Origin of the sequence: Mesorhizobium sp. YC-39, from assembly GCF_025753795.1 — a bacterium.
Classification (GTDB): Bacteria; Pseudomonadota; Alphaproteobacteria; order Rhizobiales; family Rhizobiaceae; genus Mesorhizobium.
In genome coordinates, this window is the sequence record NZ_JAOWPS010000002.1 from 852,337 (window position 1) to 866,513 (window position 14,177).

The 14,177-nt window shown below is 61.7% G+C and carries 13 protein-coding genes; 5 read left to right on the plus strand and 8 right to left on the minus strand.

Annotation, left to right across the window (positions count from 1 at the left end; all coding sequences use genetic code 11):
* Position 1: 1 nt before the first annotated feature.
* The 4 genes from OHD62_RS13575 to OHD62_RS13590 all read right to left on the minus strand — a co-directional run bounded on the left by OHD62_RS13575 (position 2) and on the right by OHD62_RS13590 (position 4,679).
* The gene (locus OHD62_RS13575) at positions 2–1,033 is read right to left on the minus strand and encodes an esterase-like activity of phytase family protein (protein WP_263783283.1); all 1,032 of its coding nucleotides are present in this window, start codon (positions 1,031–1,033) and stop codon (positions 2–4) included.
* Entirely contained in the window at positions 1,030–2,928 is a 1,899-nt protein-coding gene (gene cobT / locus OHD62_RS13580; protein WP_263783284.1) for a cobaltochelatase subunit CobT, read from the minus strand. The genes OHD62_RS13575 and cobT overlap by 4 nt, the downstream gene beginning before the upstream one ends.
* A gap of 11 nt (positions 2,929–2,939) precedes the next feature.
* Complete coding sequence (cobS, locus tag OHD62_RS13585) at positions 2,940–3,926, minus strand: cobaltochelatase subunit CobS (protein WP_095084912.1); 987 nt, start codon at positions 3,924–3,926, stop codon at positions 2,940–2,942.
* A gap of 123 nt (positions 3,927–4,049) precedes the next feature.
* Entirely contained in the window at positions 4,050–4,679 is a 630-nt protein-coding gene (locus OHD62_RS13590; RefSeq protein WP_263783286.1) for a J domain-containing protein, read from the minus strand.
* A 191-nt stretch (positions 4,680–4,870) separates the two neighbouring features.
* Here OHD62_RS13590 and OHD62_RS13595 point away from each other — a divergent pair, with 191 nt between their 5' ends.
* Entirely contained in the window at positions 4,871–5,173 is a 303-nt protein-coding gene (locus OHD62_RS13595; RefSeq protein WP_263783287.1) for a BolA family protein, read from the plus strand.
* 3 nt (positions 5,174–5,176) lie between these two features.
* Here OHD62_RS13595 and OHD62_RS13600 read toward each other — a convergent pair whose 3' ends face one another.
* Positions 5,177–5,983 (minus strand): alpha/beta hydrolase, encoded by an 807-nt coding sequence (locus OHD62_RS13600; RefSeq protein ID WP_263783288.1) that lies wholly within the window; start codon positions 5,981–5,983, stop codon positions 5,177–5,179.
* Positions 5,984–6,335: 352 nt separating this feature from the next.
* On the opposite strand from OHD62_RS13600, the gene OHD62_RS13605 reads away from it, so the two are divergent.
* From OHD62_RS13605 to OHD62_RS13615, 3 genes are read left to right on the plus strand one after another with little or no spacing between them, the layout of a single operon-like run.
* Positions 6,336–8,285, plus strand: a complete 1,950-nt coding sequence (locus tag OHD62_RS13605; RefSeq protein WP_263783289.1) for a PrkA family serine protein kinase — start codon at positions 6,336–6,338, stop codon at positions 8,283–8,285.
* Positions 8,286–8,303: 18 nt separating this feature from the next.
* Positions 8,304–9,611, plus strand: a complete 1,308-nt coding sequence (locus OHD62_RS13610) for a YeaH/YhbH family protein (protein WP_263783290.1) — start codon at positions 8,304–8,306, stop codon at positions 9,609–9,611.
* Between the two features lie 11 nt (positions 9,612–9,622).
* Entirely contained in the window at positions 9,623–11,173 is a 1,551-nt protein-coding gene (locus OHD62_RS13615) for a SpoVR family protein (RefSeq protein WP_263783291.1), read from the plus strand.
* A gap of 39 nt (positions 11,174–11,212) precedes the next feature.
* Here the strand turns inward: OHD62_RS13615 and OHD62_RS13620 are convergent, their stop codons facing one another.
* Genes OHD62_RS13620 through OHD62_RS13630 form a run of 3 tightly spaced genes read right to left on the minus strand, consistent with a single transcriptional unit; the run spans position 11,213 to position 13,850 of the window.
* Positions 11,213–12,109 (minus strand): HlyC/CorC family transporter, encoded by an 897-nt coding sequence (locus OHD62_RS13620; RefSeq protein WP_263783292.1) that lies wholly within the window; start codon positions 12,107–12,109, stop codon positions 11,213–11,215.
* On the minus strand, positions 12,106–13,248 hold the full coding sequence (gene aroB, locus OHD62_RS13625; protein WP_263783293.1) for a 3-dehydroquinate synthase: 1,143 nt from the start codon (positions 13,246–13,248) through the stop codon (positions 12,106–12,108). Before aroB ends, OHD62_RS13620 begins: the two co-directional genes overlap by 4 nt.
* Positions 13,245–13,850, minus strand: a complete 606-nt coding sequence (locus OHD62_RS13630; RefSeq protein WP_263783294.1) for a shikimate kinase — start codon at positions 13,848–13,850, stop codon at positions 13,245–13,247. Before OHD62_RS13630 ends, aroB begins: the two co-directional genes overlap by 4 nt.
* 172 nt (positions 13,851–14,022) lie before the next feature.
* Between OHD62_RS13630 and OHD62_RS13635 the strand changes: the two genes are divergently transcribed.
* Entirely contained in the window at positions 14,023–14,175 is a 153-nt protein-coding gene (locus tag OHD62_RS13635; protein ID WP_263783876.1) for a histidine kinase, read from the plus strand.
* Positions 14,176–14,177: the final 2 nt, after the last annotated feature.

Consider the following 14,177-nt stretch of genomic DNA (forward strand, 5'->3'; position numbering starts at 1 on the left):
CTCAATCCTCGTGCAGGATGAATTCCAGATAGAGGTTGCGCTGCAGGATCGAGTGGTTGTCGTCAGAGATCAGCGACACCATCAGCGCACCGTCGTCGCGGGTCCAGATGTCGAGCCCCTCCATATTGTCGATCTGGTAGCTCATGTCGGCCTCCATCAGCACCGGCCCATCTGCAACGGCGCCCTTCTCGACGCTTTCGCCGTAGATGCGCCTCAGCCTCATCTTCAGGCCGCCGGCCATGGTAAAGCTGCGCTCCAAAAGCAAAAGGTCGCCATTGGGCAGGAAGGCGCCGTCGGTGATGTCGAAATCGCCATTGCGCTTGACGGTGAAGACGCCCTTTCTCGGCCCTTCGATGATGGCGGCAAAGATATTGCCCGCCTTGTCGAGGCTCTTTTCCGACACCACGACCAGTCCGCCCTCGTGCTGCCCGTTGGGATTGGCGCGGGTGACGGTCTCGAAGCCGCGATTGCGACGCAGCTCCCAGGCCGGAATCAGGAAGTCCAATTGCTTGAACGGCGCCTTCATATCGTCCGGATCGATGTTAAACTGGGAAACGCGGTGGTCACGCTCGAAGCCGACGGTGGCGATGTCGTCCTTGACCGCGAGGCCTTCGGAGTCGACCTCCGCTTTCTCGTCGACCGGCTGGCCCGATGCGTCGACCATCTGCTGCATATGGAAATTCTTGACGCCCAAAGGACGCTTGTCGGCACCATGGGTAACCGTGCCGAAGAACCAGAACCCTGTGTCGGCAACGCCGATGAAGTCGCTGCCAGGCTTCAGGAAGCGGAAGGCCGACAGCGCGCCGAAATCGCGCGACGGCGAGGTCATTTCCAGTCCGCCAACGAATTCGAACGGCCCGAACCTTTTCTCCGCGCGGCCAATGTGGAACGCACTGATCTGTCGGGCGGAAATTTCGATCGGCTCAACCGGTTCTGGGCCGGCGGCAATGGCCGGCGGCAAGGCAATGCCGGCAACAAACAACGCTATGGCGGCGTAAAGCGTCTGCCGAAAGCCGCCCCGCGAAAGGATCATCCGGCGCGCCGCGTACCGCCGCGCCGCGTCTCGCGCGCGCTTTCCTCGCCAAACAGCGACGCCAGCTGCTCGGTCATGGCGCCTGCCAGTTCCTCGGCATCGACGATGGTGACGGCGCGCCTGTAGTAGCGGGTGACGTCATGACCGATGCCGATGGCGAGCAGCTCGACCGGCGAGCGCGTCTCGATCAGTTCGATGACGGCGCGCAGATGTCGTTCGAGGTAATTGCCCGGATTGACCGACAGCGTCGAATCGTCGACCGGCGCGCCGTCCGAGATCATCATCAGGATCTTGCGCTGCTCCGGCCGCGCGATCAGGCGGTTGTGCGCCCACAGCAGCGCCTCGCCGTCGATGTTTTCCTTGAGCAGGCCCTCGCGCATCATCAGGCCGAGATTGCGGCGCGCCCGCCGCCACGGATGGTCGGCGGATTTGTAGATGATATGGCGCAGATCGTTGAGCCGCCCGGGGTTCGGCGGCTTGCCTTCCTTCAGCCATTTCTCGCGCGCTTGCCCGCCCTTCCAGGCCCGGGTGGTGAAGCCGAGAATTTCGACCGAGACGCCGCAGCGTTCCAGCGTGCGCGCCAGAATGTCGGCGCAAGTGGCCGCGACCGTGATCGGCCGGCCGCGCATCGAGCCCGAATTGTCGAGCACCAGCGTCACCACCGTGTCGCGGAACTTGGTGTCGCGCTCCTGCTTGAAGGACAGCGGCTGCATCGGGTCGATGACGATGCGCACCAGCCGCGCCGGATCGAGATAGCCCTCTTCGAGGTCGAAATCCCAGGAACGGTTCTGCTGCGCCATCAGGCGGCGCTGCAGCCGGTTCGCCAGCCGGCCGACAACGCCGGAAAGGTTGGCAAGCTGCTTGTCGAGGAAGGCGCGCAGGCGATCCAGCTCTTCTTCCTCGCACAATTCCTCCGCACCCACGGTCCCGTCGAAGGTGTTTGTGAAGATCTTGTAGTCGATCTCCTTCGACAGATTGGTGAAGGGATTGTCGTTGCGGCGCGCCTCGCCGGGCGTTTCGGCGTCCGCATCGTCATCGTCGGAGAGGTCGTCGGCGGTGGCGTCGGACGCCTCGGTCTCGGCTGACTGCTCGTCCTCGGACGACGCCTCGGTATCGTCGGACTGCGACTGCTCGGAGCCAGAATCGTCCTCGCCGCCCTCCTCGCTCTGCTCCTCGCCTTGCGGCTGGTTATCGTCATTGTCTTCCGAGTCTTCCGTCTCCTGGTCATCGCCGAGTTCCTCGGCCATTTCCATGGAGGCGAGCATGTCGCGCACGACGCGGGCGAAAGCCTGCTGATCGTCGAGCTTGGCCGAGAGACCGTCGAGATCGGCGCTCGCCTTCTCCTCGACCCAGGGGCGCCAGAGGTCGACCAGCCGCTCGCCGCTCTTCGGCACAGTGCGGCCGGTCAGCTTTTCGCGCACCATCAGCGCCAGCGCTTCCTCGATCGGCGCGTCGGCCTTGTCCTTGACGTCGGTGAGGTTAGCCTTGGCGTATTTGTCCTCGAGCATCGAGCCGATATTGTCGGCCACACCCTGCATGGCGCGGCTGCCGATCGCCTCGACGCGAGCCTGCTCGACCGCATCGTAGATGGCGCGGGCCTGTTTGCCTTCGGGCGCCAGCCTGTTGTGGATGCGCGCATCGTGGCAGGCGCGCTTCAGCGCCATGGAATCGCCGAGTCCGCGGGTGATGGCGATGTCAGCCTTGGAGGCCTTCTTCGGCAATTCGGGCAGGCGGGCGCGGCTGCCTGCAAGCGCCGGCCGGTCCTTGGCGAAACCGACTTCGAGTTCCTTGTCGCCGGCAATCGCACGCATGCACACGGTGACGGCGCGTTTGAAGCTGTCGGCTTCAGACCCCGTCTTCGACTTGTTGCGCGTATTGTCGCCCGGACCCGCCATCGAGACTCTGCTTAGCCCAGCACCACATTGGCGGCTGATTCCGGCAGATCCTCGCCGAAGGCGCGCTGGTAGAACTCGGCGACCACCGACCGTTCCAGCTCGTCGCATTTGTTGAGGAAGGTCAGCCGGAACGCCATGCCGATATTGCCGAAGATCTCGGCATTCTCGGCCCAGGTGATGACCGTGCGCGGGCTCATCACCGTCGACAGATCGCCATTGATGAAGGCCGAGCGCGTCATGTCGGCGACGCGCACCATCTTGTTGACAATGTCCTTGCCCTTGCCGTCGCGGTAGTGCTTGGCCTTGGCCAGCACGATGTTAACCTCATTGTCGTGCGGCAGATAGTTCAGCGTGGTGACGATCGACCAGCGGTCCATCTGCGCCTGGTTGATCTGCTGGGTGCCGTGATAGAGGCCGGTGGTGTCGCCCAGACCGACCGTGTTGGCGGTGGAAAACAGCCGGAAGGCCGGGTGCGGGCGGATGACCCGGCTCTGGTCGAGCAGCGTCAGCCGGCCTGACGATTCCAGCACGCGCTGGATGACGAACATCACATCCGGGCGTCCGGCGTCATACTCGTCGAAGCAGAGCGCGACATTGTGCTGATAGGCCCAGGGCAGGATGCCGTCGCGGAATTCGGTGATCTGCAGCCCGTCCTTGACGACGATCGCGTCCTTGCCGACGAGGTCGATGCGGCTGACATGGCTGTCGAGATTGACGCGCACGCAGGGCCAGTTGAGGCGGGCGGCGACCTGTTCGATATGGGTCGACTTGCCGGTGCCGTGATAGCCCGACACCATGACGCGGCGGTTGTAGGCGAAGCCGGCGAGGATCGCCATCGTCGTGTTCTTGTCGAACAGATAGTCTGGATCGATGTCGGGCACATGCTCTGATGTCACCGAATAGGCCGGCACCACCATCTTGGACTCGAAGCCGAATTTCTCCTTCACCGACACCGTGGTGTCGGGCAGGTTGGCGATGTCGCGATCGACCTTGTTCATCTTTATCAACGTCTCCACGGGCGAAAGGCCTGATTTCGCCGGCAATCTATTTTGTCCGGGGGCGGTCTTAGAGCCTTTTCCAACCTTATGAAAGTTGGAAAACGACACAAACCGTAAGGTAGCTCAGCACAATCCTGCCTGCTTGAGCACGCGATAGGCCTGGAGCACATCGCGGAACCGGTCTTCCGAACCTCTGTCGCCGCCATTCGCATCCGGATGGTGACGCTTCACCAGTTCCTTATAGCGCGCCTTGATATCCTTGCCAGTCGCCTTTGTATCAAGGCCAAGCGTTTCCAGTGCCTTGGCCTCAAGCGGCTTGGCCTTGCGCTCGCGCGCCTCGCGCGGGTCCTTCGGGCCTTTGAACAGGTCGAACGGATCGCGCATGCGGTTGTAATAGCCGGCGCGGCCGGAGCGTTGCTGCGCGAAGTCGGGCGAAGAGCGCGTCGAGGCGCCGGCGATGCCCATCTTCCATGTCGGCCGGTGGCCGGTCATCGCTTCCTTCTGAAAACGGGCGACCTCGCTGTCCGGCACACCGGAGAAATAATTGAAACCCTTGTTGTACTCGCGCACATGGTCGAAGCAGAACTGGAAATACTCGCCCTCTTTCATGCGTCCGACCGGCGCGCGATGGGTGCCGGCCTCCTTGCAGCCATCCCACTGGCAGATCGGAGAGCGCGACTTCAGCTCCGCGTCCTTCTCCGGCCGGATACGAAGCTTCTCGAAATATTTGGGGTACGGTTTCATCTCACCCATTTATGGGCTGTTCGCTAGTGCGAAACAAGAATTGACATTTTCGCGTTGATCGCCCTAACCGCTGAATCGCGGCATAAAGCGGGCGATTGGCGTATTTTGTCGCGGCGACGGCATTGCCCGTCCTTCGGACGCGACAAAGGGCACCGATTTTCGGGAGCAACTGCCGCTAGATGTGGTGAAGGGAAGTGCGAATGTCCATACAGGCAACGATGGAAGACAAGCTGAAAAAGGCTTTTTTGCCGGAACGGCTCGTCATCATCAACGAAAGCCATCTCCATGCCGGTCACCACCACCATGGCTCCGACCATCACGGCGCCTATGACGGCACCGGCGAGACGCATTTCCGCGTCCGCATCGTCTCTTCGGCCTTTGCCGGCATGAGCCGCATCGCCCGTCACCGTGCCGTCAACGAATTGCTGGCCGAGGAGTTGAAGGCCGGCGTACACGCGCTGGCGATCGAACCGGCGGCACCGGATGAAAAGACCAGGTGGTAGGCGTCAGCCGACCGCCGCATTCAGGAAAATCATCACCGCTGCGGTCAAGGCGTCGCCCTCCTCGCCGAAATCACGATTGATCGACATGTGTGAATAGGCGCTACCGTCGAACAGCGTGACTTCGGTCCCGGAGGCGCGCAAACGCTCGGCAAAGGCCTTCGAATCCGGCCTCCGCCCCTGCGCACGCGAATAGGCGACAAAGGTCGGCGGATGTTTTCGGCCCTCGACATACGCGGCCGGCGATAGCGTGCGCCATTGCGCCGGATCGGGAAATGCCCGGGCATAGGTCCGCGTCATGCCGCCACTCCTGGCCAGCGCCTCCAGATCATAGGCCCTGGTATCGTCAAGGACGAGCGCCGCGACACCGGGCAGGCCGCCGCGCAGGCCGGTCAACGCCGCCAGATGGCAGCCGGCCGAGTGGCCCATGACGGCGATGCGATCGGGGTCGCCGCCATAGCCGGCGATGTTGGCGCGCACATAGGCGTAGGCCTTCTCGACATCATCCGCCTGGGTCGCGACATCGGCCTGCGGCAGCATGCGGTAGTCGATCGAGACGAACACGAAACCGTTGGCGAGCAGGAAGCCTGGCTTGGCGTCCACCTGGCTGCGGTTGCCGATCCGCCAGGCGCCGCCATGGATGAAGAGCACGACGGGGCGGTTATGGGCGTTGTCGGGCGCATAGATGTCGAGCTTGGCCGGTCCGTAATCGACGGTGTGCGGCGCCGGCTGGCGCAGGCGCCAGGCGGCAAAGGCATCCGCCGGCAGCATCGCCGCCATGGATGCCAGGATGAGGCTGCGTCGATCAATCATCACCACCTCCGACTGCTTCGCGGCAAAGTGCACAAGCGCGCCACGGGCGTCCAGTTAAGGATCGGTAATGGCCCGGCCGGGATAAGATCGATCGAGGCGACGTCCGGGCATTCGTCCTGCCTCTGTATTCCCGACAACGAGATTCGGATTGCGATCCGCCCTTGAAGCTCCGCTTGCAATCACCACGTAATCTCTAAGGTGGGCATTGCGACCACGTCGGGTGCCTTCCCTGAGAGCGATGCCGAATTTTGCGTGCGTTTCTCCTCGATATGAAGGGAACCACAATGCTTTTCCGGCAGTTGGATGTATCATGAGCCGACTCACCCAGAAGGGGCTCTGAGGGCGAAATATCATGCGCGAGAACCAGTCTGACGTTTTCGACCTGTTTTCAGAAATTTACACAAACGCAGCGCAGGAAGAGATCAGCATCCAGCAATATCTGCTTGCCTGCCGCGAAGACAGGTCGATGTATGCCTCGGCACCTGAACGGATGGTGCAGGCAATCGGCGAGCCGAATCTGGTCGACACCAGCAAGGACGAGCGGCTCGGTCGAATTTTCTCGAACAGGACCATCAAGGTGTATCCCTCTTTTGCCGACTTCTACGGCATGGAGGACACGATCGAGCGCATCGCCGGCTATTTCCGCTATGCCTCTCAGGGGCTCGAGGAGCGCAAGCAGATCCTTTATCTCCTCGGCCCGGTCGGCGGCGGCAAATCCTCGCTCGCCGAACGGCTGAAGAAACTGATGGAGCAGCGCCCGATCTACACGCTGAAGGTCGGCAACCAGATCAGCCCTGTTTTCGAATCGCCGCTGGGCCTCTTTCATCCCGATCGCATGGGCGATCTACTGGAGGACAAATACGGCATAGCGCGGCGGCGCCTCAACGGGCTCATCTCCCCCTGGGCGTCCAAGCGCCTCGACGAACTGTCCGGCGACATTTCCAAATTCAGCGTGGTCAAGCTGATGCCGTCGCGGCTGCGCCAGATTTGCATCGCCAAGACCGAACCTGGCGATGAGAACAATCAGGATGTCTCGGCCCTGGTTGGCAAGGTCGACATCCGGCAACTGGAGAACTTCAGCCAGTCCGATCCGGATGCCTATTCCTATAGCGGCGGGCTGAACCGGACCACGCAAGGCCTGCTCGAATTCGTCGAGATGTTCAAGGCGCCGATCAAGGTTCTGCATCCGCTGCTGACCGCGACCCAGGAAGGCAGCTACAACGGCACCGAAAATTTCGGCGCCTTTCCCTACCAGGGGATCATCGTCGCCCATTCCAACGAATCGGAATGGCAGCAGTTCAAGAACAACAAGAACAATGAGGCCTTTCTCGACCGCATTCTGGTGGTCAAGGTGCCGTACTGCCTGCGGATCACCGAAGAGAGGCAGATCTATGAAAAGCTGCTGCGCGAGAGCGACCTGGCCTCCAGCCCCTGTGCCCCTGAAGTGCTGGACATTCTCAGCCGCTTCACCGTCTCGACCCGCCTTGCCGAGCACGACAATTCCCCGCTCTACACCAAGATGCGCGCCTATGACGGCGAGAGCCTCAGGGAAGTCGACCCCAAGGCGAAGTCGGTCCAGGAATATCGCGATGCCGCCGGCGTCGATGAAGGCATGACGGGCGTCAGCACGCGCTTTGCCTTCAAGATCCTGTCGCAGACATTCAACTACGACACCAAGGAAGTGGCCGCCGATCCCGTGCATCTGATGTACATCCTGGAGGAAGCGATCAAGCGCGAGCAGTTCCCGAAGGAAACGGAAGCGGCCTATCTCGAATTCATCAAGTCGGAGCTCGCCGCGCGCTACGCCGAGTTCATTGGCCACGAAATCCAGAAAGCCTATCTCGAATCCTATAGCGAATATGGCCAGAACCTTTTCGACCGCTACATCGCCTATGCCGACGCCTGGATCGAGGACCAGGACTACAAGGACCCGGACACCGGTCAGATCCTCAACAGGGAGGTTCTGGACAACGAGCTGTCACAGGTCGAAAAACCGGCTGGCATCGCCAATCCCAAGGACTTCCGCAACGAGGTGGTGAAGTTCACGCTACGCGCAAGGGCAAAGAACCACGACCGCAACCCGTCATGGACCAGTTATGAAAAACTGCGCGAGGTCATCGAGAAGCGGATGTTCGGACAGGTCGAGGACCTCCTGCCGGTGATCAGCTTCGGCTCCAAGCAGGACAGCGTTACGGAAAAGCGCCACAACGAATTCGTGCAGCGCATGGTTGAACACGGCTACACCGAACGTCAGGTGCGCCGGCTGGTGGACTGGTACATGCGAGTGAACAAGGCGGGTTGATAGAGCCCGGATGGTTCCATGCCGATCTTCATCGACCGTCGCCTGAACCCGAAGGACAAGAGCCTCGGCAATCGACAGCGCTTCCTCAGGCGTGCTCGCGAGGAGTTGAAGCGAAGCATCCGCGATCAGATCCGCAGCGGCAGGATCGCCGACGTGGATACCGAGCACGCCGTGCCCATGCCCGAAAGGGGAACGACGGAGCCGAGCTTCAACGATAACAAGGCCAGCGGCAACCGCCAGCACATCCTTCCCGGTAACAAGCATTTCTCCCCTGGAGACCTGATCTCCAAGCCCGGTCAGGGCAGCGGCGCAAGGGCTCCGGGCGACAAGGCGTCGGAAGACGATTTTCGTTTCGTGCTGTCGCGCGAGGAGGTGCTTGAGCTTTTTTTCGAGGATCTGGAACTGCCTGACCTGGTCAAGCTCAATCTCAAGGAAATCCATGCCTTCAAGCCGCGCAGGGCTGGCTTCGCGGCGACCGGTTCACCGACCAACATCAGTGTCGGGCGCACCATGCGCAACAGCCACGGCCGGCGCATCGCGCTGAGGCGCCCGAAGCAGCAGGAACTGGATGCGATCCTCCAGGAAATCGCCACGCTTGAGTCGGAGCCAGGAGGCGCTGCGACGCGGCAGCGCATTGCAACACTGCGCGAGGAGCTTGAGCGGCTGGAGCGTCGGCGCAGGCGAATTGCCTTCGTCGATCCGGTCGATATCCGCTTCAACCGCTTCGACGCCCGGCCCATACCAAATGCCAATGCCGTCATGTTCTGCCTGATGGACGTTTCCGGATCGATGGGCGAGCGCGAGAAGGACCTGGCCAAACGCTTTTTCGTGCTGCTGCACCTGTTCTTGAAGCGGCGCTACGAACGCACCGAGATCGTTTTCATCCGCCATACGCACGAGGCGCACGAAGTGGATGAGGACACCTTCTTCTACAACACGCAGAGCGGCGGAACGATCGTCTCCACCGCGCTCGACGAAATGCACCGCATCATCGAGCAGCGCTATCCCGCCGCCGAGTGGAACATCTACGCCGCGCAGGCATCTGACGGCGATAATTTCGCCGCCGATTCCGAGCGATGCATAAAGTTTCTGGACGGCAAGCTCATGCGCCTGTGCCAGTATTTCGCCTATGTCGAGATCATCGACGAACGCGAAGCCCATATATTCCGAGCTACCGAAAACGGGACGTCGCTTTGGCGCGCTTACAGCACGGTCGAGCTGAAATGGCCTAACTTCCAGATGAGCCGCATTGCCACTCCGGCGGATATATATCCGGTCTTTCGCCGGCTCTTCGCCAGGCAGCCGGCTGTCCGCAAGAGCGCTTGAGGAGAGGGTCGATGGCCAGGCAAGCCAACAAACCGGGTTTGCTCTTTTCAGGATCTGACTGGGACTTTGGGAAATTGTCGCGGGCTTATGAAGCGATCGAGGCTCTCGCGATCGAAGAGCTGCACCTCGATATATATCCGGTGCAGATGGAGATCATATCTTCTCAGCAGATGCTCGACGCCTATTCATCAGTCGGCATGCCGCTGATGTATCGTCACTGGTCGTTCGGCAAGCATTTCCTTTACGAGGACCTGCTCTATCGCAAGGGCGGGCGCGGACTGGCCTACGAACTGGTCATCAACTCCAACCCCTGCATCGTCTACCTGATGGAGGAAAACACCATGGCCTTGCAGGCCCTGGTGACGGCGCACGCGGCACTCGGACATAACCATTTCTTCAAGAACAATCATTTGTTCAGGCAATGGACGGATGCCGGGGCGATCCTGAGCTATCTGGAGTTCGCCAAGAGCTACATAACCCGCTGCGAGGAGCGGCATGGTCTTGCCGCGGTGGAGGCGGTTCTGGACGCGGCGCACGCGCTGATGGAACAGGGCGTATTTCGCTATCGTCGTCCGCCAAAATTGTCTTCGGAACGGCAGCGCGAGGGACTGCGTGAGCGCCTTGAATACGAAGAGCGTTCCTACAATGATTTGTGGCGCACGCTGCCATCTGCACAGGAAAGCAAGAAGGCTGACGGGGTGGACGGACGCATCGCGGAGCGGAAGAAATCGCTCAACCTGCCGGAGGAAAACCTGCTGTACTTCCTGGAAAAGAACAGTCTCGTCCTTGAGCCTTGGCAGCGCGAGATCGTCAGGATCGTGCGCATCATTGCGCAGTATTTCTATCCGCAGCGCCAAACGCAGGTGATGAACGAAGGCTGTGCTACCTTCGTGCACTATACGCTCATGAACATGCTGTTCGACCGGGGCCAGATCAGCGAAGGCGCCATGCTGGAAATCCTGCGCAACCATTCGAACGTGATCTTCCAGCCGGCCTTCGACGACCCACGGTTTTCAGGCATCAATCCCTATGCCCTCGGCCTCGACATGATGCAGGACATACAGCGCATGTCGACCAAGCCAACGGCGGAGGACCGCGACTGGTTCCCGGACATTGCCGGACATGGCAACTGGCGCGAAGTCCTGCTTGAAGCCTGGGCCAACCACCGCGACGAATCCTTCATCCGTCAATACCTCAGCCCAAGCCTGATCCGGAAATGGCGGCTATTCGTGCTGGCCGACGGAGCCGATGAACCGCATTTCGAAGTCACGTCGATCCACAACGAGCGTGGCTATGACAAGATTCGCGCTGCCCTGGCCAACAGTTACGACATTGGAGCGAAACGGCCGGACATCCAGGTGATTGATGTCGACCTGCTCGGCGATCGGCAGTTGCGACTGCAACACCGGGTGAAGGATGGCATTGTGCTCGATGAAGGCAGCCGCGACTCGACGCTGCGCCATGTCCGCAACCTCTGGGGCTACGAGGTCAGCCTGGTGGCGGTCGACGCTCAGACCGGAGCCGTGATCCACGAACGTTCCACGAGCCAGATCGCGGAATGAGGCTCGGCAAGGAGCGCCGATCTCTGGCCTGCCGCCTGATCAGCTCTCGCCAGCCGGCCGTATCCTCAGCCTGGCGATGCGGTTCTTGTCGCGCTTCATCACGACGAAGCGCATGCCATGGAAGGTAAAAGCTTGTTTCTCCTCAGGAATCGACTGCGTCTCGTGGATGACGAGACCGGCAATGGTCGTGGCTTCCTCGTCCGGCAGGTTCCAGTCGAGCGCCCGGTTCAGGTCGCGGATCGGCACCGTGCCGTCGACGACGACCGAACCGTCGGCTTCCTGTTTGACGCCCTGGATCTCGATATCATGCTCATCGGCGATCTCGCCAACGATCTCCTCGATGATGTCCTCCAGTGTCACCAGCCCCTCGACTTCGCCATATTCGTCGACGACTACGGCGAAATGCGCCTTGCGGCGTAGGAAGGCGTTGAGTTGCTCCTGCAGCGTCGTGGTGTCGGGCACGAACCACGGCTTTGACGCGATCTTCATCACGTCGATCCTGGAAAAGTCGTTGCCGACATCGTTCAGCGCGCGCAGCAGGTCCTTGGCGTGCAGCACGCCGACGATATTGTCGAGCGAGCCTTTCCACAACGGCATGCGGGTGTGCGGGCTCTGCAGGATCTCGCGCACCACCGCTTCCGGCGGGTTGTCGGCATTGACAGAGCGCATGTTGGTGCGGTGGACCATGACATCGGACACTTCGAGCTCGGCAAGGTCGAACAGACCACCGATACGGTCGCGATCCTCACGCACCACCTGGCCGTCGCGACGAAAATCATCGACGGCGCCGCGCAATTCATCATGGCTCGAGCGCTGGGGCTCGATGCGTGAGAGCTCGTAGCCGAAGGCGGCAAGCAGGCGCGCGCGTAAGGCAACGGCCAGCAGAATGAGGACGGCAAGGACGGCAACGACGATCCAGCCGGTCTCGTTGCTCATCGCGACCGGCTTTCCTGCTGGCCCGGATGATTCTCCCTGAGGAAGGAGAGCACTTCCGACGCCGGCACATCCTTGGCGATGAAGGCCTGGCCGATGCCGCGTGTCAGGATGAAGGTCAGGGCGCCGCGCGACACCTTCTTGTCCTGGGTGATGAAGGAAAGCAGTGCCTCGGCGTCGGGTAATTCGCCTGATATGTCGGCCATGCGCCAGGGCAGGCCGACGGCGCGAAGATGTGCCTCGACGCGGGCAGCATCGTCGGGGCTCGCCAGATTGAGCCGTGACGAAAAACGGTGCGCCAGGGCCATGCCAATGGCGACGCCCTCGCCATGCACGAGCCGGACGCCGTCATAGTGCGTGGCGGCTTCGAGCGCATGGCCGAAAGTATGGCCGAGATTGAGCAGCGCGCGGTCACCGGTCTCGAACTCGTCGCGGGCGACAACATCGGCCTTGGCGCGGCAGGCTTCGGCGATGGCCTTGGCCCGCGCCGGGCCACCGGCGAAGACCTCGCGCCAGTTCTCCTCCAGCCAGGCGAAGAAATCCGGGCGGTCGATCAGCCCGTATTTGGCGAGCTCGGCATAGCCGGCGCGGAATTCGCGGATCGGCAGCGTGTCGAGCACGCCGGTATCGGCCAGCACCAGCTTCGGCTGGTGGAAGACGCCGACGAGGTTCTTGCCGCGCGCGCTGTTGATGCCGGTCTTGCCGCCGACCGAGGAATCGACCTGGGCGAGCAGCGAGGTCGGAACCTGCACGAAATTCATGCCGCGCCGCACGATGCCGGCGGCAAAGCCGGCAAGGTCGCCGATGACGCCGCCGCCGAGCGCGATAACGACATCGCCGCGCTCGAGTCTCGCGGCCAGCACACCGTCCACCACGTCCTCGAGATGCGCAAAGCTTTTGGTCTTCTCGCCCGCCGGCAGCGTAATGACGGCGATCTGGATGCCGCCCTTTTCGAGGCCGGCCTTCAGCGTTTCGAGATGTGCCGCGGCGACATTGTCGTCGGTGACCACGGCGGCGCGCGTGCCCGGCAAGCGCCGCGCGATCTCCATGCCCGAGCGCTCAAGCAGTCCCGAACCGATCAGTATGTCGTAGGCGCGATCGCCAAGCCCGACCTCGACGGTGACTTCCGTATCGGCGCTCACGACCGCGCCTCGCCTGTCACGGCTGCAACGCCGAAATGCCCGCAGAGCGCGTCCACGACCTCGGCCGCGATGACCTCCTTGCGGTCGTCGCGGGTCGGCACCGTGACATTGGCGGCGGCGTAGACCGGATAACGCTCGGCCATCAATCGCTCGAGCACGGCGCGCGGATCGGCGCTTTTCAGGAGCGGCCGGTTCTGCTTCTTGGAAACGCGCTCCATCAACAGGTCGATCTCGGCCTTAAGCCATACCGATACGCCGTGGCCCGCAATCGCCTCGCGCGTCTGCGCATTCATGAAGGCGCCGCCGCCGGTAGACAGCACCTGTGGGCCGTGTTCCAGCACGCGCAGGATGACGCGCTGCTCCAGCGCCCGGAACTCCGTTTCGCCATAGCGCTCGAACAATTCAGGCACGCTCATGCGCGACACGCTTTCGATCTCCTGGTCGCTGTCGATGAAAGGCAATCCCAACATCGTCGCCACCTTGCGGCCGATCGCCGTCTTGCCGGCGCCCATCAGGCCGATAAAGACGATGGAGCGGTTGCCCAACAGGCCAAGCAGCGCGGCATGGCTCTCATCAGGAGGATTTGCTGGCAGCGCGTTCATGACACTATGATATTTCCAAGCCTCTTTGCCGGGTATCGACATCAAAAGCCTGTTTGCGTCAAGCGCGGCAGGCGCCCGGCGTCGTGCGTGCTTCGTCCTTGAATTGGCCGGATTGACGCATCATAAGGGCACAGGGTTTGGAAACGCAGAACAAAAAGACGGGCAAAAATTGATGCCGACGCTGTTCCGCTTTGTCGTGACGCTCACGATTCTGGCCGGCATTGTCTATGGCGCGATGTTCGCATTGGCGATGTTCGTCGAGCCGAGAAAGACGGAAATGAGTGTGCGTATCCCCCCGGAAAAGCTGACCCCCAAGAAAAACTGACC